Source organism: Spirochaetota bacterium, assembly GCA_004297825.1.
In the GTDB taxonomy this organism is placed as follows: domain Bacteria; phylum Spirochaetota; class UBA4802; order UBA4802; family UBA5368; genus FW300-bin19.
Map to the genome: position 1 here is coordinate 99395 of SCSX01000069.1, position 18853 is coordinate 118247.

The 18853-nt window shown below is 57.8% G+C and carries 16 protein-coding genes; 8 read left to right on the top strand and 8 right to left on the bottom strand.

What is annotated here, in order from left to right; genetic code table 11:
* Nucleotides 1-7: 7 nt before the first annotated feature.
* The 7 genes from EPN93_15125 (at nt 8) to EPN93_15155 (ending at nt 8466) form a co-directional block, all read left to right on the top strand.
* Nucleotides 8-1216, top strand: coding sequence for an argininosuccinate synthase (locus tag EPN93_15125; protein ID TAL32995.1), 1209 nt, complete (start codon nt 8-10; stop codon nt 1214-1216).
* The gene (locus tag EPN93_15130) at nt 1213-2181 is read left to right on the top strand and encodes a hypothetical protein (protein ID TAL32996.1); all 969 of its coding nucleotides are present in this window, start codon (nt 1213-1215) and stop codon (nt 2179-2181) included. Before EPN93_15125 ends, EPN93_15130 begins: the two co-directional genes overlap by 4 nt.
* Before the next feature lie 345 nt (nt 2182-2526).
* The gene (locus EPN93_15135; GenBank protein TAL32997.1) at nt 2527-3435 is read left to right on the top strand and encodes a MoxR family ATPase; all 909 of its coding nucleotides are present in this window, start codon (nt 2527-2529) and stop codon (nt 3433-3435) included.
* A complete protein-coding gene (locus tag EPN93_15140; protein TAL32998.1) occupies nt 3435-4787 on the top strand; it encodes a VWA domain-containing protein in 1353 nt (450 codons plus the stop codon). Before EPN93_15135 ends, EPN93_15140 begins: the two co-directional genes overlap by 1 nt.
* Nucleotides 4788-4793: 6 nt before the next feature.
* Nucleotides 4794-6740 (top strand): HAMP domain-containing protein, encoded by a 1947-nt coding sequence (locus tag EPN93_15145; GenBank protein TAL32999.1) that lies wholly within the window; start codon nt 4794-4796, stop codon nt 6738-6740.
* A gap of 128 nt (nt 6741-6868) precedes the next feature.
* Complete coding sequence (locus EPN93_15150) at nt 6869-7942, top strand: hybrid sensor histidine kinase/response regulator (GenBank protein TAL33000.1); 1074 nt, start codon at nt 6869-6871, stop codon at nt 7940-7942.
* Between the two features lie 200 nt (nt 7943-8142).
* Nucleotides 8143-8466 carry an anti-sigma factor antagonist gene (locus EPN93_15155; protein ID TAL33001.1) on the top strand — a complete coding sequence of 108 codons (324 nt, stop codon included), beginning with the start codon at nt 8143-8145 and terminating at the stop codon, nt 8464-8466.
* 1 nt (nt 8467) lies between these two features.
* Here the strand turns inward: EPN93_15155 and EPN93_15160 are convergent, their stop codons facing one another.
* The 3 genes from EPN93_15160 to EPN93_15170 all read right to left on the bottom strand — a co-directional run bounded on the left by EPN93_15160 (nt 8468) and on the right by EPN93_15170 (nt 12545).
* Complete coding sequence (locus EPN93_15160) at nt 8468-10069, bottom strand: HAMP domain-containing protein (GenBank protein ID TAL33002.1); 1602 nt, start codon at nt 10067-10069, stop codon at nt 8468-8470.
* Between the two features lie 4 nt (nt 10070-10073).
* Entirely contained in the window at nt 10074-12011 is a 1938-nt protein-coding gene (locus EPN93_15165) for a hypothetical protein (GenBank protein TAL33003.1), read from the bottom strand.
* A 72-nt stretch (nt 12012-12083) separates the two neighbouring features.
* Nucleotides 12084-12545: a hypothetical protein gene (locus tag EPN93_15170; GenBank protein TAL33004.1), complete on the bottom strand. Its 462-nt coding sequence runs from the start codon at nt 12543-12545 to the stop codon at nt 12084-12086.
* A gap of 241 nt (nt 12546-12786) precedes the next feature.
* Between EPN93_15170 and EPN93_15175 the strand changes: the two genes are divergently transcribed.
* Nucleotides 12787-14367, top strand: a complete 1581-nt coding sequence (locus EPN93_15175; GenBank protein ID TAL33005.1) for a hybrid sensor histidine kinase/response regulator — start codon at nt 12787-12789, stop codon at nt 14365-14367.
* A 5-nt stretch (nt 14368-14372) separates the two neighbouring features.
* Here EPN93_15175 and amrA read toward each other — a convergent pair whose 3' ends face one another.
* Genes amrA through mutL form a run of 5 tightly spaced genes read right to left on the bottom strand, consistent with a single transcriptional unit; the run spans nt 14373 to nt 18806 of the window.
* Nucleotides 14373-14948 carry an AmmeMemoRadiSam system protein A gene (gene amrA, locus EPN93_15180; GenBank protein TAL33006.1) on the bottom strand — a complete coding sequence of 192 codons (576 nt, stop codon included), beginning with the start codon at nt 14946-14948 and terminating at the stop codon, nt 14373-14375.
* Between the two features lie 25 nt (nt 14949-14973).
* The gene (gene amrB / locus EPN93_15185; GenBank protein ID TAL33007.1) at nt 14974-15795 is read right to left on the bottom strand and encodes an AmmeMemoRadiSam system protein B; all 822 of its coding nucleotides are present in this window, start codon (nt 15793-15795) and stop codon (nt 14974-14976) included.
* Between the two features lie 17 nt (nt 15796-15812).
* Nucleotides 15813-16496, bottom strand: coding sequence for a phosphopantothenoylcysteine decarboxylase (locus EPN93_15190; protein ID TAL33008.1), 684 nt, complete (start codon nt 16494-16496; stop codon nt 15813-15815).
* Nucleotides 16480-17013, bottom strand: a complete 534-nt coding sequence (locus tag EPN93_15195; protein TAL33009.1) for a phosphopantothenoylcysteine decarboxylase — start codon at nt 17011-17013, stop codon at nt 16480-16482. The genes EPN93_15190 and EPN93_15195 overlap by 17 nt, the downstream gene beginning before the upstream one ends.
* Complete coding sequence (mutL, locus tag EPN93_15200; GenBank protein TAL33010.1) at nt 17010-18806, bottom strand: DNA mismatch repair endonuclease MutL; 1797 nt, start codon at nt 18804-18806, stop codon at nt 17010-17012. The genes EPN93_15195 and mutL overlap by 4 nt, the downstream gene beginning before the upstream one ends.
* Nucleotides 18807-18853 lie beyond the last annotated feature (47 nt).

The window sequence follows — 18853 nt, forward strand, 5'->3', positions numbered from 1 at the left end:
AACTGCAATGAAAATCAAAAAAGTCGTCCTCGCCTATAGCGGGGGGCTGGACACCTCGATCATCGTCCAGTGGCTTCGCGAAACATACGAGTGCGAGGTGATCTGCTTCGCCGCGGACGTGGGCCAGGCCGAGGAGCTTGACGGGCTCGAGCAGAAGGCGATAAACACGGGCGCGAGCAAGTGCTATATCGAAGACCTGCGCGAGGAGTTTGTGCGCGAATACGTGTTCAAGGCGGTCAAGGCGAACGCGATCTACGAGGACCGCTACCTGCTGGGCACGTCCCTGGCGCGCCCCATCATCGCGCAGAAACAGGTGGAGATCGCCCTCAGGGAAGGCGCCGACGCGGTGTGCCACGGCGCCACCGGCAAGGGAAACGACCAGGTGCGCTTCGAGATGACCTTCAAGGCGCTCGCGCCCAACCTCACGATCATAGCGCCCTGGCGCATCTGGGACCTGCATTCCCGGACGCTTCTCTTCGACTACGCCGAGAAGCACCACATCCCGGTACCGGTGAGCAAGGACAAGCCCTACAGCATGGACCGCAACCTCCTGCATATCTCCTACGAGGGCGGCATACTCGAGGACCCGTACCGTGAGCCGGACGAAGACATGTTCATACTCACGAAGTCCCCGGAAAGGGCACCCGACAAGCCCACCTACGTGGAGATCGGGTTCGAGCGCGGCAATCCTGTGTCGCTTGACGGCAAGGCGTATGGTCCGATAGAGCTTATGATGAAACTGAACACCCTCGCCGGTGAAAACGGCGTGGGACGCATCGATATCGTCGAAAACAGGCTCGTGGGCATCAAGTCGCGCGGCGTGTACGAGACGCCGGCGGGTACCGTCCTCTACACCGCGCATCGCGACCTGGAGTCCATTACCATAGACCGGGAAACGCAGCACCTCAAGGACAAGCTATCGCACGAGTACGCCACCCTTGTGTACAATGGCCTCTGGTTTACCCGGAAGCGCGAGTCCCTGGACGCCTTTATCGAGGAAACACAGAAGAACGTAACCGGCATGGTGCGGATGAAGCTCTACAAGGGCAACTGCATCGTCGTCGGCAGAAAATCTCCCGTGACCCTGTACGAGCCCGATATCGCGACCTTCGACAAGAGCGAGCTGTATGACCACAAGGACGCCAGCGGGTTCATGAACATCTACGGGCTGCCCATTAAGGTCGAAGCACTTCTGAACGAGAAAAGGGGAAAATGACGGCCCCCGCGGACCTGTTCGCGAGGCTCGACGAGGGCTTCGCCTCCCGCTGCGGCGACTTCGACTTGCAGCGGGCCGCGTGGGTGGAGCTGGCCGGCGAGTATCCCCCTTTCCTCGAACGCTACCGTGAGGCGGCGGGCCCGCTTCCATCGGGTATCGTTGCGCGGCGCTCGGGGGACCTGGGCCTGTCCATGCTCTGGATCGTGCAGGCCACGATTATCCGCGCCCTCCTCGCCGATCTCAGGAGCGCAGGCGACGCGGACAAGATCGCCGCACTCCTGGACATGCTGGAACACGACCGAATCGCCTCCCTCGCCCACTCAGAGGACGCGGCAAACCCCGTCACGGTGGAGCGCAGCGAAAGCAACGAGGCATGCGTGAGCGGCACCAAGAAATACATTACCGGGGGATACCTCTGCGATCTCGTCATCCTCACGATGCGTCTCGCCGGCGAGCAAAAGGTGTCGCGTGCCGCGGTCATTCCCGCGTATATTATTCCCGACGACGCCTTCGAGGAGCTTCATCTTGCCGCGCTTCGCTCGATGAGCCACACCCGCCTGACGCTCCGAAAATTTCTGATCCCCGAAAGCGACCTGTTCGCGATCGAAGGGGCGGACCTGCGCCGCGCCATTAAAAGGTGGGGCATCGTGGAGCGGGCACTCATCATGGAGGCGTTCATCGCCTTCTGCATGTACATGGGCGAGGCGCTTCCCGCCGGCGCGATTCCCAACCACGCGCTTGATGACCTGCAATCCCTGCTTACAGCCCAGTCGGCGACCACGAAGAGCGCGTACGACCAGGCGCGGGCCGGCGAGCGCGTCGACGAAAGATCGGCGGACCTTGCGTCCGTGCTGGCGCTCGCAGGCGCTATCCGCGATGCGCATAAAAAAACCGGCGACGCCAATAACGAGGGGTTGGCGGCGCGCCTCCAGGACCTGGACCTCTTCTCGCACCTGCGTGCGTAGTCCGGGAAAACCCCTTAAAGTACCGGGATTAATCCGACCGTTCCGCCGTGGAACCTTGTGTATCGGCACCCCATGTCTTTGACGTTTTTGCTCAACTCCAACTATCAGATCTTGTTTTTGGACAGTATTTGCCAATGAACCAGGTCCGATAATTACCCTGCCCTCATCTCCTTATATCCACCATCTCGTCATCTCCCATTGAAGGCACAACCAGAACTCGCGCCCTTTCGCGCACAGCCGAAAAAACACCGCACCCGGTGGAAAGTTCTTGCGGGATTGCATACTCGGTTTGATCATGGTCGAGGCGCACAAGCATCGATTATTATAGTCGCACGGACACGCCCTATGTTTAAAGATGTCGAAACTACCGTCCAGGCTCTTGAAACCCAGGAGTACATCTGCTCGCGCGAGATCGCGACAACCGTCTACCTCGCGATGAAGATGGAAAAGCCGGTGCTGGTAGAGGGGCCCGCGGGCGTGGGCAAGACCGAATTGGGCAAGTGCATCGCGGGGGCGCTGGGGATGGACCTGATACGCCTCCAGTGCTACGAGGGGCTCGACGAGGCCAAGGCACTCTACGAATGGGAATACGCGAAACAGCTTCTCTATACCCAGATACTAAAAGATAAGCTTTCGGCAATGCTTGAAAGCGAGAAGACGCTTACCGACGCGGTGAACCGACTGAGCGGCGAGGAAAACATATTCTTCTCCGAAAAATTCCTGATCGCCCGTCCCATCCTGCGCGCCATTACCTCTCCCAGCCCCACGCTGCTGCTCATAGACGAAATCGACAAGTCGGATTCCGAGTTCGAGGCCTTCCTGCTCGAGGTGCTGTCGGACTTCCAGGTGTCCATCCCGGAGATCGGGACCATAAAGGCCGGCAAGAAGCCTTTCGTGCTCCTGACTTCGAACAACGCCCGCGAGATGTCCGATGCGCTCAAGCGCCGCTGCCTTCACCTGTATATCAATTTCCCCTCCCGCGCGCTCGAGGAGAAGATCGTGTCCATTAAAGTGCCCGAGGCCGGTGAATTCCTTATCAAGGAGATGGTGGGCGCCGTGCACAAGATCCGCACGCTCCCGCTCAAGAAGGAACCCAGTATAAGCGAAACGCTCGACTGGGCAAAGGCGCTCGCGATACTGGGCTGCGAGGTGCTCAACGACACGGCCGCGATCGATACGCTGAACTTCATACTGAAATACGAAAAGGACATCGAGCTTGTAAAGAAGCACGCCAAAGAAGTATTCGTGCACTGATGGAACATCCCAGGATCACAAGGAAAATTCTCGAGTTCACCCGCGTGCTCAAGGACGCCGACGTCACCGTTTCGCCCACGGAGACAATCGACCTCATGAACGCCCTTCCCCTCGTTGACTTCACGGACAGGGTCCAGTTTCGCCAGACGCTCGCGACGACGCTGGTAAAAGACTACACCGACATACCCGTATTCAACCGCTGCTTCGAGGAGTTTTTCGAGAAGAAGGCCGGCAAGGACGGATCACTGGAAACCGCGCTCGCCGACCTGAGGGGACGCGAATCGGCGCAGCAGGACCTCGGCCTTTCTCCCGAGGAGTTAGAGAGCATGCAGGACGAGATCGACCGCTACCTGGAATCGCTCCCCGAGGAGCTTCTTCTCACCCGCTCGCCCCGCGAAATCCTGAACCTCATGCTCGAGGACCCGGCGGTCGCGACGTCGGGCGGGGGGCTTGGCATGATGCTCCTGAATGCGCGGGCGCGCGCGTCATCGGGAAGCGCGAACGAGCCCGACGAGGGAGAGGGCGGGAACAGGCTCGCGAACATCATTCTCCCGCGCATCAAGCGGCGCTTGCGCGAGCGGAATGTGGGAAACGCGATTCACAAGCGCGAGCAGTATCTCCTTAACAGGTTTCTCTACCAGCTGAAGCCCGCGGAGGTCCAGGAGATGCGGGAGCTCGTCAAGCGCTTCGGCCAGAAACTCAAGAACCGGATCTCGCTCAGGAAAAAGCGCATGAAGCGCGGCGGCCTGGACGTGAAACGCACCTTCCGGTCCAACCTCCCGCACGGCGGCATCCCCTTCAAGCTCTACTTCCGCAACCGGCGCATAGACCGGCCGCAGCTCGTGGTCATGTGCGATATCTCAAGCTCCGTGAACCAGTATTCCCGGTTCATGCTTCTTCTCACGTATACACTGCAGAGCCTCTTTTCCAAGGTGCGCACCTTCGCGTTCATCAGCCGCATGGTCGAAATCACGCCGCTGTTCATGGAGATGAACCCGGAGCGCGCCCTCAATTCCATCTTCACCGACACCGACTTTACGTACGGGTGGGGCTCCAATTACGGGCGCTGCTTCGACATTTTCATGAACGAGTACAGCGATTCCTGCACCCGCAAGACCACCGTGATAATCATCGGCGACGCACGGAACAACAACCAGGACCCCGGGCTCGACGCGTTCATCAGGATGAAGGAGCGCGTGCGCAACGTCTACTGGCTCAATCCCGAGAAGCGCCACCTTTGGGACTGGAGCGACAGCATCGCCTCGGTGTACGGCACCCACTGCACCGAGATGAAGGAAGTAAATAACTTCCTTGACCTTTCCGAATTCATCGACAAGCTGTTTACCAAGTAATTTCCCATGCCCATCTTCCGCATATTACGGGTGAAGCCCACCCTACGTTTCAAGCTTATCGCGAGCATCGTGTCCGTGGTGCTTATAATAGGCGTGTCATCGGTGTGGCTGGGCCTGCGCATCATCAACAACAACATCGTGGGCCAGGCATACGACCAGGTTCAGAACGATCTCAAGACCGCGCAGTTCATTTACGACGGAAAGATCAATGTCATCCACCTGTTCATGAAACACCTGGCGTCGCTTCCCTATATAAAGGACGCGGTACTGGGCGACAACAGGGTCCTTCTTATCAACAAGCTTCAGGAGGTCGAAAAGGAGCTTGGCCTCGATATCGTGAACATTACGGCCCCGGACGGACGCGTGATAGTCCGTTCCCGCAACCCGCGCGTCGCGGGAGACTACGTATCCGACGACATCTTCATCCGGTTCATCCTCGAAAACGGAATTTCCTGCTCGGGAACCGATATCATGAGCCGCGAGTATCTCCTGCGCGAGGGAGAGGATCTGGCGAACCAGGCGTATATCCAATTCGTGCCCACGGCGATGTCCCGCGCCGCGGCTTCGCTCAACGAGGAGCGCGGCATGGTGATCAAGGCGGCCGCGCCGATCTATTACGAGGGGAAATTAATCGCGATCATCTACGGCGCAAAACTCCTGAATAAAAACTACGAGATTGTCGACCAGATCAAGAGCCTGGTTTTCAAGGATGAAAAATACGAGGGCTATGAGTACGGCACCGCGACCATCTTCCTCGAGGATATGCGCATTTCGACGAACGTGCTCATCAGCCGCACCCGTGCGATCGGCACCAAGGTCTCGGAAGAAGTCTACGACCGGGTATTCACGCAGGGAAGGCTGTGGCTCGACAAGGCATTCGTCGTGAACAACTGGTACATCGCGGCTTACAGCCCAATCTACAATATCCGCAGCGAGGTAATCGGGATCCTCTACGTGGGCATTATAGAGAGCAAGTTCGAACAGATTAAAAAAGAGACCGCCATTTTCTTTCTCATAATCCTGCTCGTCACGCTCCAGGTGGCGCTGATAATATACATCTACCTGATCCACAACATTCTCAATCCCATCCGCTACCTGGTCAACGCGTCCAACAGCATCGCAAAGGGCGACTATACCATCAATATCCCGGTCGAGACCAGGGATGAGCTCGGGATACTCTGCAAAACATTTAACACCATGGTGGGCGCCATCGTGGAGCGCGACACGATGCTGAAGGAAGACACGCACCAGCAGATCATCAACTCGGAGAAGCTCGCCTCGCTCGGCAAGCTCGCCGCGGGCATCGCCCACGAGATCAACAACCCGCTCACCGGCGTACTCACCTACAGCTCCATACTGCTCGAGGATCTCAAGGATACGGAGTACAAGGACGATCTGGAAATAATCGTCAACGAAACCATGCGCTGCCGCAAGATCGTGCGCGAAATCCTCAATTTTGCGCGCGAGACGAAGATCGAAAAAGAGCGTGTCAATATTAACCTTATCATTTCGGAGACGCTTTCCATCCTGGAAAAACACGTGTCGTTCCACAACATCGGGATCGTCAAGGCATTTCGCGACGATCTTCCCCCCATGTACGTGGACATAAACCAGATAAAATCGGTTATCAACAATCTCGCGCTCAATGCCGCCGACGCGATGAGCGACGGCGGAACGCTTACCATTGCGACGAATCTCGACAGCGAAAATGACTCGGTGGTCATCACCGTGAACGACACCGGGTGCGGCATCCCCGAGGGAAATTTAATAAAGATATTCGACCCGTTTTTTACGACCAAGGAGACCGGCAAGGGGACCGGGCTTGGACTGGCCGTGACCTATGGAATCATCAAGCGGCACAACGGGCAGATAACCGTGCACAGCATTCCGGGAGAGGGTACCAAGTTCGTCATCACCCTGCCCGTGAATCCCGTCGACGCGAGCGGGGTCTAGGCGGGGAATGCACGATCCGGGTCCACGGGGGCCCGCCTTAAAAAAATGAGTGACATTTGCAGAGCGCGCGCTAGATTACGTATACTGAATATTATGGTGTTCGCGGGGGAGAAGGCTCAGGGGCCGATATGGAAAACCAGACCAGGATTCTGCTTATCGATGACGAAGAAATCGTGCTTAAGAGCTCGACCCGCATACTGCGCAGCACCGACTACATGATAGCCACCGCCGGATCGGGGATCGAGGGGCTCGATAAGGCCCGGGCGCAGAAATTCGACATTGTCATCACCGATCTGAAAATGCCCCAGTTGGGCGGGATGGAGATACTCAAAACCCTCAAAAAGGAGCAGCCCGACGTCACGGTGATAATCTTCACCGGTTACGCGACAGTGGAAACTGCCCGCGAAGCCCTTAAAAACGGCGCATTTGACTACATCCCGAAACCCTTCACCCCCGACGAGCTCCGGGAGGTGGTGAAAAACGCAATTGCCTCCCGGACCAACAGCTCCGAAGCGAAAATGCTCGACTTGATGTCGATCGTCTCCCACGAGCTCAAGAGCCCGATATCCGTGGTGCACACCACCGCCGAAACCCTCTACAAGGGCTACTTCGGGAAGCTGGACCAGGGACAGGAAAAGACCATCGAAACTATCCTGCGCAACTGCCAGTACCTCGAGGATATAATCCGCAATTACCTGGACCTCTCCAAGATGGAGATCGATAACATCGAATCGTTCGCGCAGCAGGTCAACCTTGTGGACGAAATCGTGCTCCCCATCGTGGAGATACCCGAGCACCACAGCAATATGAAGGCCATGCCCATAATGACGGATTTCCGGGTGAAACCCGTCATTTCAGGCGACCCCAATTTATTGAAGATCGTCGTCACCAACCTGGTTAACAACGCTATTAAATACGGAATCGCCGGAACCCCCATTAAAATCGAGCTGTCGGAAACCGCGGATTCCTACGTCCTTTCCGTCTATAACGAGGGCGTGGGCATCTCAAAGGAAGATATAGAGCAGCGCCTTTTCCAGCGGTTCGCGCGGCTCAAGCAAAAGGGCACGGAGGGCGTAAAGGGCTCGGGCCTGGGACTCTATATATGCAGAACGATAGTGGAAAAACATAACGGCAGGATCTGGGTCGAATCGGAAGTCGGCAAGTGGGTGAGGTTTCTCATTTCACTTCCAAAAAAGGCATAAATTTTTCTGCGTAATTCTTTTTTGCTTTACATCCAATGTCTCATGAATTATACGATAACGATGGAGCTTGGAGCTTTCTTTCCGGCTGCATGGTCGCACAGTCGTTACATCGGATCACGCAATCTCCATCACGATGAGTAATAAATTCGAATTGAGCACAGGGCAAGGGGCGTAGCGCCCGGCTGGTTTGGGAGGAACGGATGGAAATAGATTTCAAAGACCTTGGCGAACATAAAATCGTGCTCGTGAGCGGAGAGGTCGATCTGTATAACGTAAGCGATCTTAAAAAGGCGTTATTCAGCATCACGGACGGGAAGCACATGAGCGTGATCGTGGATCTGAAAAATGTGAACTACATGGATTCATCCGGAATCGGGGCCCTGGTCGCCGGGCAGAAAAAAATGAAGGCGCACAACGGAAAATTCGCGCTTATAAACATACACGACGACGTGCTCAATATCCTCAAGCTTGCTACGCTGGATAAGTTTTTCAAGATCTACGAGGACGAAGAGGATCTGCTCTAGGTCAGGATACCCTTTTCATCACGAGCGTGGTCATATCGTCGTGGGGGCTCGCGTTTCCCCTGAAAATATCCACATCGGTCACTATTTTCTCCACTATCTCCTGCGCGTTCAACCGGTGGCTTTCGACAAGCAGCTTTTGCAGTCGGGTTCTGCCGTATTCCTCCCTTGACTCGTTTCTCATTTCCGTTATACCGTCCGTATAGAGAACCACCACGTCCCCCGGGTTCAGCTTCAATTTCGCCTGCTCGTACTCCACGTCCTCCGTTATGCCGATCGGGACGCCGTCCAGCTTGGTTACCGTGCAGCGCGACAGGGCCTCACGATAGCAGAAAAGCGGCCCGTGGCCCGCGTTGGTAAAAGAGAGCTCCCCGGTCTCCCTGTTGTAGATCATGAAAAACAACGTGGCGAATTTGTCGATGGCGAAATCCGCGCTCAGCGCGTCGTTGATCGACCGCACGATGGTCGCGCAGTCCACGTGCCGGTTATTCTTGACCGAGTTGGTGAACACCGTGCGTATCATGACCATGACCAGCGACGCGGGAACGCCCTTCCCGGACACGTCGCTTATCAGCGCCCCGACCTTCGATTCCCCTATGTCAATGTAGTCGAAATAATCCCCCCCCACGCCCTTGGCCGCGCGGGTATACCCCTTGATCTGGATTCCGTTCCGGTCGTAAAACGCCATCGGGTTGAGTCCTTCCTGGATCTCCTTGGCGAGCTCCAGTTGCTCCTGCATGATCCTCGATTCGATCTCTATATCCTTGGCTTTTTTGAGATGTTCGGTCATCAGGTTGAAATCGCGCGCGAGCGCGCCCAGTTCGTCGGAGGTTCCGATATCAATTTTAAAGTCGAGGTCGCCCGTACTGATGATCGCCGCCCCCTGCGACAGTTTCCTTATGGGCTTGATCGTGATGCTCGCGAGGACAATTGCGCCGAAAATTGAAAACACCAGGAAAAAGCCGCCGATATACAGGATGGATTGCGTGACGCGCGCGATTTCCTCCCTGATCATGCTGTCGGAAAACCCCATGCGAACGGTGGCTATTCGGTTCTTGAAGAACGGGTGCATGACCGGCTTCGAGAAGTCGTAGATAATACCGCCTCTTTCCGCGGGGTCGGGCACGTCTATCCGGAGGGGCTTATCCGTATCCGCGAATTCCCTGGCCTTCCTGGTAATCTCGTCGTCCTCCACGGTCGTCCCGATCACCGCGGGATCGAAATGCTGGATTACCCTTCCGTTTGCGTCGAAAATGATCACGTACTTGACCGCGGGAATCTTCTTGATATTCTCGATTGCGGGAATCAGGTTGAGTTCCTGCTCGGAGGCTATCGCGTCCTGCGCGGTGTTCGCGAGGTGTTCGATCTCCCTCTCCGCGAACTTGAAGATTTCGTTTTTAAGCGTCCCGCTTTCAAGCTGGATGAAATAGATGGTCATGACGACAACGACCACCGCAACGAGGGCGATAATCGCGAGAGAAAACTTAACCCTGAGACCGAACCGCACCTTCGCCGCGGTTGGTGTGTTCGGTTCCCCAACGGGTTTCCCCGCGGATTTAACCGGTGTTCCGGCCGGCTTCGATGAGCCGGTGCCCCGTTCAGCCATTGCATTACCTTCCTAACAGTACCAGGCATTTTTTTATATTATTGCGGGCCTTCTCGTGGGTCGGATCGATCGCGAGGACCTTGTACCACTCCTCGATGGCCTTGTCGAAATTGTTGCTGGTGTAATAGGCGATCCCGTTATAATAATACTGGCGCACAAGCTGGCGCTGCCGCTCGGTAAGCGCGACGCCCTCCTCCGCCGCGATCACGCCGCCCCCAACGCGCAGCTGGGACGCTATCTTGTTCAGGTTGATGAGCGCCTTAACGTTATTCGGATCGCGCGCCACGACCCACTGGAATTTCTCCATGGCGAGCTTGACGTTGCCCTCGCCCCCGCGCTGGTAATACGCCATGCCCTCGTTGTACGCGCCCTCGATCTCATCCGCCGTGGCGCCCCCGCCGAAAACCTTTCTTTCCTGGTTCCCGCGGCGGGAGGCCGCGATCAGTTCGTCGATCTGGGGATACTCGGGAGAAATGGATTTCACCATTTCGAAATTCGCGAGCGCCTTGTCAAACCGGTTTTCCTTCATGAGATCCTTTCCCTCATCCACGTACTTCCCCGCGATTTCGCCGAAGCGCCGCGGATTCATCTTGAATTCACACTTCAACAAAAATTCGAACGCGATCTTGTTCTTGGGAAAGAGCTTGAGAATTTTCTCCCACCGCTGGCGCGATTCCGGGTAATCGCCCTGGTCGAAGAGGCGGCGGCCCGACACCACCAGGGAATTCACGATATCGTAATACGGGGAGTCCGTATCGACGGTCTCCTCCTCGACGTCCTTGAGCGCGTCCTTGACCAGGTCGATGTACTTCTTCGCGAGTTCGTTGCCGGGATCCAGGCGCAGCGTTTTCTCGAAGTAGGACAGCGCATCCTTGAATTTCCTGTTGGCGTAGGCAAAAAGCCCGTTCTGGAACTCCTTGTCGATGTCCTTCAGGCGCTGGAATTTCTGCTCCTCGGCCCACTCCTTGCGCAGGCGGTCCATGTTCGCAAGGCGATCCTTCACGTCCTTGTAGCCGGGTATGAGCGAGAGCACGCTCTCGAAGTCGTCCACCGCCTGGTCGAAATTCTTCTTTTGCACGTTTTCTATGCCGCGCTGGTACAGCTGTTCCGACTGCGCGCGCTTGAGCTCGAGATTGCGGCCCTCCTCGAGGATATCGTCGATCTTCCGCATGAATCGCGCCGCGTCCTTGTTTTTTTCATCGAGCGCGATTATCTGCTCATACTCCATCCGGGCTTCCTTGTACTTCTTTTCGTTGAATAACGCGAGCCCCGCCACGAGTAATGTCTGGATCTTCTCGAATTTGAGACGGTTGTTGAGCGCCATCTCGGCGGTCCGGTAACCCTCGGCCGCCTTGAGATCCTTGGGCAGAAGTTTCAGGGCGGCCTTGTAGGCCTTTACCGCGGGTTCGAAATCCTGCTTCTTCATGTACTCCTCTGCAAGAAGCATGAAATCGTCGAACCTCTTTTTATTCTCCGCCGAAAGCCTGCGCTTCTCTTCTTCTATCCGGACCTCTTCCTGCAGTTTGCGCATGTCCTCGCGCATCGCCTGAAGATCGGGGTCGTTCGGGTCGACGCGATACGCGGAAACGAAATTCTTTATCGCCTCCTCCGAGCTGAGCTTCGCGAGCGCGAAATTCACGCCCATCTGCTCCGCCGCCCGTCGAAAATAGGCGCGCGCGCGCTGGTAACTGAGGTCTTTCTTGTGCTTCTCCTCATAGAGCATTTCGATCTTTTTCTGCGCATTCTCATTGTTCTGGTCGATATCGAGTATACGCAGCCAGTCGGCGAGCGCCTTGCTGAACTCCTTCTGTTCGTAATACATGCTCGCCCTCTGGTCGAGCTCTTCGATCGTTTCTCCACGCGCAATCCGCCCCCCCTGGAGGCCGATGACTACTGTAGTGATGAGGATAAGGGATACGGTTCTCTTTTTCATTGCGTCCATACCGCTATCGCACGGACAAAAAGCGTCTGTTTAACGTATTAATATACCCTGTTTCATGCGCGAAATCAAGCATCACCTGTCCACGGTTATAAATGTACGATTCGACATGAGCCAGCCCTGTTTTGCCCTTTTTCCCTCCGCGAATTTGATAAATACCGCGTCGCCCCTGGCGAGCTGCGACGGATGGGCGGCGCCCCTTTTAATTACGCCCGCTTCGAACGAAAGGGAACAGTGGATATAGGCATTCCCTTCGTAATCGGTTTTTACGTCGCTTTCGGACGGCTCCTCGATCGAGGTCACCATCATGTCGGTAAAGTAGAAATCCCTGTACATTTCCGCAAACACGTCGGCTCCGCGGGGATAGGCCTCGCAGCGGGAATACTCCGCATAGTTGAGATCCTGGATCGACCTGCTCCAATTCGCGAGCACCTGCTGGGGGCCGGCGAATTTCGGCTTGCCGCATCCCGGCCAGACGACGAGCGGGGCGAAAAGCAGGGTGACGAGAGCGATCCTCATGATGGTGGCAAAATGCATTTTAATAACCTTGGAATTTATTTGACATAAAACCGCGCCGCACACTATCTTTCCTGTGTATCGATAGGTTAGATGCAGTTCAATTACTATATAGAGACGGCGGAATAAAAAAAGATACTGCGACTCTCCCGTCAATCTAATTATCGTGCTCCCGGGTGAAGGTCTTTACCTCGAATACGGCATTTTGCCTACACAATAGACGGGGTGAGGGCGAGTCCGGGGAACGGTCGACAAGGGTGACATGGCCAGGAAAAATCCAACAGGACCCGCCAAATCCGACCGCCCGGCGTCACGAGGCACGTCGCGTCCGCGCAAGGAAAACCATCGGCTTGATTCCCTCATGCTGCTGCCCGAAAGCTGCGTCCTTATCGACCGCCGCGGCATAATAATCCGCGTTAACGAGGCCTTCATGCGGATGTTTTCGATCGGCGGATCGCACCTGAGCGGTGAGGACATACGGGATTTCATTTCACCAGCCGACGGGCGCACCCTGCCGGCCGCCATCGACAAGGCCGCCGGCAGGGGAAGGAAGGAACAATCGCTGGAGCTCGCGTGCATTCGCAGGGACGGAACCGGTTTTCCCGCGTCTCTAAGGCTCGTAACCGTCCAGGACGGCGATAACCGGCACCTGCTGATCCGGTTCACCGACCTGACCGGGGAGATGGAGCTTCGGGAACGCATGGATCACCTCCAGAGCCTCGCATCCATAGGCACCTTCGCTTCCGGTGTCGTACACGAGTTCAACAACGTGCTCACGGGCATCCGGGGATACGCACAGCTCGCCGCGCGCGACCTCTCGAACTCGGCCCTGCTCGAGAAGGCCTTCCGGATCATCGAAAGCGAAACCCGAAGAGGGGCGGACCTGTGCAAGAACATGGGACTCTATTCCTCCCGCACGCAGATCAACCCGGAACCGGTTTCAATCGGGGACCTGGTCGATACGGTTATCTCCCTGCAGCGCAAGTACACGGCGCAGGAAGGGATCGAGGTTATAACGGATGTGGACGACCTGCCGCGCCACATGCTCGACAGGTTCCAGATCCAACAGGTGCTCCTCAACCTGGTAATCAACGCGCGTCACGCGATAATCCCCAAGGGAGGCGGCACCATCACCATCCGGGCCCGGATGAGCCGCGGCATGATCGTGATCGAGGTGAAGGATACGGGGATAGGCATCGACAAGAACAACATATCGAGGATATTCGATCCCTTTTTTACAAGCAAGGGTCCCATAGGAATGAACCTCTACGGGTCCGAAATCAAGGGTTCGGGGCTGGGGCTGGCCGTCTCAAGCGCGATAATAAGGAAACACCAGGGTACGATACGCGTGGAGAGCATCCCCGGCGAGGGCTCTCGTTTCATCGTGAGGCTTCCCGCCGTCCCGGCGCAGGGCCACCCGCGCGAACCGGCGCCCGCCGCGACAACGGCACCTCCCATGCTACGGCACCCCCTTAACGTGCTGGTCGTGGACGACGAGATGAGCATCCGCGAGCTTCTTTTCCGCGCGCTGACCGCGCGCAACATCCGCGTGACACTCGCGCGCAACGCGGAGGAAGCGACCGTGCTGTGCAAGTCGGAGCGGTTCGACGTGGTGCTGCTCGACTACATCCTTCCCGAAAAGAACGGCGACCATCTCATTCCCGTCATCCGGGAGCACCTCCCCGATGCCAAGATCGTCATGCTGAGCGGATGGTCGTCGTCGCCGCTCAAGAAAAAGAAGATCGAGAAAGAGGTGAGCGCCTGGATCGACAAGCCCTTCGAGGTTTCCGATCTTCTCGCCACCCTGAGCGCGCTGACCGAGGAAAAAGGCCTGGAGCACTGAGGGTATTATCGGACCCCCTTCCTTTTTTCACAGAACACCTGCGCGGAAAATTTCTGAATGCGAACCCCCGGTTTCTTCCACGCGTTGCACGGCATCCCAGCCTTGGTGCACGTGTGCTCGATGAACTCGGCCGTATCCCAGTTATACTCGGTCGCCACTTGAGGAAGGAGAAGGCCCGACTGGCGTCCCGAGGACACGATGAGACCGTCACGCCCGACCTTGATGTCGCCGATATCGCTTACATCCTCAAGGGGCGACATTACGGATATCTCAATCTCCGCAAGGTCGCACTCCTGCGCACGCAGGGGCGGAAAGCGCGGATCCTGGAACGCCGACGCGCGCGCCATATCCACGACCGTGTCCGGGATATTCTTGATCCCGGTGATGTAGCCGATGCAGCCGCGGAGCCGGCCGTCTATGTGCAATGTCACGAAGGCCCCGCACCGTTCGCAGAAAACCGGGTCGCTGAACTCCTCCTCCATGTCGGGTATCGGGAGCGTTTTTGTTTCCAGGTACTGGCGTATGGCCTTGCGCGCGAGGGCGAGCAGTTTTTGCTGCTGCTGTTCGTTCAATTCTATCATGCGGCGCCTCCGGGGCTTCGTAGTTTCATTTGACCACCGCGGCCGCGAGGTAGCCCACGACCTGGTCCTTCCCGCCCGCGGTGTCGCCGGAATTGGCGTATTTCAAAATTTCAACCGCGCGTGCCCCCATGATCTTGGCGAGGGCGAGGCCAGTGAGGACCGGTCCCTCGCCGCAGGCCTGCGACTCCTCGACGCCCAGGGATTGCGCGAGCGCGTCCAGGTCAAAACCCGTGAGCCTGCTTATGAACATGCCGTCGATCTTTTTTGCGCGCTCGTACGGAAAATAGTGCGAGAGGTCCGTCGATATCACCACCGCGAATTTCCGTGTTTCGTTTTCTAAGACCGATGCGATCTCGGCGGCGATGGCCCTGCAGAGCCCCAGGTCGACCGTACCGATGATGAGCGGCACGAGGCTGAATGAAGGGAGCGTCTTCTGCAAAAACGGGAGCTGTACCTCGAGGGAATGCTCGTTGAGATGGGCCTCCTTGATGAAGCTTATATGGGGCTGCTTCTCGAGCCTGCTCCCCAATTCCTGGTCCACCGGCACGCTCCCCAGCGGCGTGTCGAACGCCCCGGACGGCCAGACCGAGGCGCCGCTGAAACGCGCCCGGTGGGACGGCGCGAGCACTATGACGAGCTCGACCCCCGAACCTTCCAGGAGCGCGTATGAGTAGGCCGCTACCGGGCCTGAGTACACATAACCCGCATGCGGCACGATAAGGGCGACAAGCTCGCCGTCCAGCCTGGCCTTGCCGGCCCCGTTGAGATATTCCTCCACGTCCCCGGCAAGGCGCTGGGGATTGGAAGGGTAGAACGATCCCGCGACTACCGGGCTTCTTCGCAACATGGGAACCTCCCCCGAGTTCAGAGTTTGCGCGCACCCATATCCGATTCGATGAGATCGAGTATCCTCACGGCAATGTCGCGCTTCGAGGCGAGCGCGAGCTCCACGCGCGCCCCCCGCCGCGTGAACACGGTCATGATGTTGGTATCGACCGAGAAACCCGCCCCGGGTTTTCCCACGTCGTTAAGGCATATCATGTCCAGGTTTTTATAGGCGAGTTTTTCCCGGGCAAAGGCCTCCGCGTCATGGGTTTCGGCGGCAAACCCCGCGGTATAGAGGCCCTCCATTTCCGGTTCCGCAGCTCTCCGCGCCACGACCGCCATGAGTATATCGGGATTTTTAACCAGATCGATGGTCAGGTGCTCGTCGTCCTTCTTGATTTTCACAGGAGATTTGGACGCGGGACGATAATCCGCGGGCGCGGCCGCCATGATGAGCACCGCCGATCCGTCAATCTCCCGCATGACGGCGTCGAGCAATTCGCCGGTCGTCTCCACTGCCACGGTTCGGTACGGCCTCCCCTCCAGGAGGGAGCGCTCAATGGGACCGTGAACGAATACGGTTTCCGCGCACCGCGGCCCGGCCGCGTCCGCGAGGGCGATACCCATTTTCCCGGACGAGGCGTTCGAAATATAGCGGACGGGATCGATCCATTCCCTGGTGGGGCCTCCCGTCACCACGACCTTTCTATTTTTCAAGGACATCGCTTGCGACCCTGTAGATGGTATCGATGTCGGCGAGTTTGCCGTAGCCAAGGTCGCCGCAGGCGACCCTGCCCTCCGCGGGCTCGACGAAGCGCACGCCCCATGCCGTCAGGCGGTCGATATTGGCCTGTACGGCGGGGTGCATCCACATGTTCGGATTCATTGCCGGCGCCATGAGCACCGGACAGGTCACGGAAAGAAAGGTCGTGCTCAGGAGATCGTCGGCGATGCCGTTCGCGAATTTACCGATAATGTTCGCCGTGGCGGGCGCCACGACCATGAGCGCAGCGTCTTCCTTGAGCTCGATATGGCCCATGGCGCGCCTGTCGTCGACGAACGTCTGCGTGTAGACGGGGTTTCCCGAAAGCGTTTCAAGCGTGAGCGGCGTCACCAGCCTGGTCGCGTTCTCCGTGAGCACGCAATGGACCGAGTGACCGGCCTTCACAAAGAGCCGCACCAGCTCGCAGGCTTTGTAGGCCGCGATAGACGACGATACACCTAGTATGATTTTTTTCATGAGCGCCTGAACATCCTCTCGATATCTTTTTTTCCCATTTTGTAAAGAAACGGCCTGCCGTGCGGGCAGCGAAGATCGTGCCTCCCCGAAAGGGCCTCGGAGGTGAGACGTTCCGCCTCGTCCATGGAGAGCGCATCCCCCGCCCTCCTGGCCGCGTGACAGGCGACCGTCTCGGCGGCGCGACCCTCGATGTCCGCCTCCGTCCCGTTCTTCAAGGCCTCCACCAGGTCTCTGAAAAAGGTATCCATATCCGCTCTTCCCAGCGCAGCGGGCACGCCCCTCACCACCACAGAGTGGTCCGGGAACGGGTCTATGTCAAATCCAATTTCGCCCAGCCGCTCCCGGTGCTCGATGACCGAATCATATTCCTCAATTGAGAGCGCCAGGACGTGCGGAAAAATGAGCTCCTGCGTGACCTCCTCTTCCGTGCGGCTCATGATGCGGTCGTAGATGATGCGCTCGTGCGCCGCGTGGAAATCCATGACATGGAGCGCCCCCTCGCTCTCGAACACGATGTAACTCGCGAACGCGACGCCCAGCACCCTGAACCCGTCCCGGGCTGCCGCGTCATGCACGCCCGGATTTCCCTCGCGCACGAAAAGGCCGGGCGCAACGTGCAGCGGATCGATCGGGGGAACCAGGAGCGCATCCGCCCCCGCGGGCGACGGGTATACCTGGAACGATTCCTGCCCGGCCGCGCGTTCACCGGTTCCGTGCGCATCTTCCGCGTCGTACGATGAAGGGGGGCGCGGTATCTGGGCGTCGGGCCCGGCGGCCTGCCTGAACGCCCTGCCCGTGAGCCGATGCGCGGTCCGGTCGAGCGCCTTCCGGCACAGTCCCTGGATGAGCGAGTCGATGTAGCGCTGGTCGAAAAATTTGATCTCGCGCTTGGCCGGATGAATATTGACGTCGATAAGCCCGGGGTCCACGTCGAGAAAAAGTATCGCTGCCGGGTGCCGCCCCCGGGGGGCGATTGCCTCGTATCCCCGCGACAGGAGAAAACCCATGTATCGGTACTCGACCAGGCGGTCGTTCACGAACAGCACCTGCATCGAGCGCGACGACTTGAGGAAGTCCGGCGCGGACAGGAACCCGTGTATCGACGCCCTGATGTCGCTCAGCCTTTCGTGGTAGAGGCTCCCGGTGACGCCCTTGCCGTATATTTGTTCGATCCTCTCTCCCACGCTCCCCGAGACCTCGAGCGCAAGCTCGCGCTTCCCGTCGCTCACCAGGGTGAAACGCACCGACGGGTGCGCCAGCGCGATCTTCAGGAACACGCTCTTGATATTTTTTATTTCTGCGGCCCGCCCCTTCAGGAATTTTTTTCGCGCGGGCGTATTATAGAAGAGGTTCTCGACTATCACCATCGTGCCGCGGGGACCTGCGTAGTCGCCCATGTCTATGGAACCTTCCCGGCAGAGCAGGCGCCCTCCCAGGGGCGCGTCCCCGGTGCGGGACAGGATGGTGAGTCTCGATATGGCCGATATGCTGGAGAGGGCCTCCCCCCTGAAACCGAAGGTTTGGATCGTTTCGATATCGCCGGCGGTGCGTATCTTGCTCGTGGCGTGCTCCATGACCGAGAGGGGAATATCGTCGCGCACGATTCCTTCGCCGTTGTCCCTGACGGCGATTTTTTTGAGCCCGGCCTCCGCGATCTCGACCTCGATCTCCCCGGCATGCGCGTCCAGGGCATTTTCCAAAAGCTCTTTCACTACGGAAAACGGGCCTTCCACCACCTCGCCCGCGGCGATGGTGCGCTTCACATGGTCGGGGAGTAATTCTATCCTGTTCACGAGTAAACTCCGGTTCGGGGCGGATGTCGGCCGGAATGAACCCCCGG

Bases quoted from the DNA above. Each gene is read 5' to 3' on its own strand.
- EPN93_15125 (TAL32995.1), top strand. From the start codon at position 8: ATGAAAATCAAAAAAGTCGTCCTCGCCTATAGCGGGGGGCTGGACACC.
- EPN93_15130 (TAL32996.1), top strand. From the start codon at position 1,213: ATGACGGCCCCCGCGGACCTGTTCGCGAGGCTCGACGAGGGCTTCGCC.
- EPN93_15135 (TAL32997.1), top strand. From the start codon at position 2,527: ATGTTTAAAGATGTCGAAACTACCGTCCAGGCTCTTGAAACCCAGGAG.
- EPN93_15140 (TAL32998.1), top strand. From the start codon at position 3,435: ATGGAACATCCCAGGATCACAAGGAAAATTCTCGAGTTCACCCGCGTG.
- EPN93_15145 (TAL32999.1), top strand. From the start codon at position 4,794: ATGCCCATCTTCCGCATATTACGGGTGAAGCCCACCCTACGTTTCAAG.
- EPN93_15150 (TAL33000.1), top strand. From the start codon at position 6,869: ATGGAAAACCAGACCAGGATTCTGCTTATCGATGACGAAGAAATCGTG.
- EPN93_15155 (TAL33001.1), top strand. From the start codon at position 8,143: ATGGAAATAGATTTCAAAGACCTTGGCGAACATAAAATCGTGCTCGTG.
- EPN93_15160 (TAL33002.1), bottom strand. From the start codon at position 10,069: ATGGCTGAACGGGGCACCGGCTCATCGAAGCCGGCCGGAACACCGGTT.
- EPN93_15165 (TAL33003.1), bottom strand. From the start codon at position 12,011: ATGGACGCAATGAAAAAGAGAACCGTATCCCTTATCCTCATCACTACA.
- EPN93_15170 (TAL33004.1), bottom strand. From the start codon at position 12,545: ATGCATTTTGCCACCATCATGAGGATCGCTCTCGTCACCCTGCTTTTC.
- EPN93_15175 (TAL33005.1), top strand. From the start codon at position 12,787: ATGGCCAGGAAAAATCCAACAGGACCCGCCAAATCCGACCGCCCGGCG.
- amrA (TAL33006.1), bottom strand. From the start codon at position 14,948: ATGATAGAATTGAACGAACAGCAGCAGCAAAAACTGCTCGCCCTCGCG.
- amrB (TAL33007.1), bottom strand. From the start codon at position 15,795: ATGTTGCGAAGAAGCCCGGTAGTCGCGGGATCGTTCTACCCTTCCAAT.
- EPN93_15190 (TAL33008.1), bottom strand. From the start codon at position 16,496: ATGTCCTTGAAAAATAGAAAGGTCGTGGTGACGGGAGGCCCCACCAGG.
- EPN93_15195 (TAL33009.1), bottom strand. From the start codon at position 17,013: ATGAAAAAAATCATACTAGGTGTATCGTCGTCTATCGCGGCCTACAAA.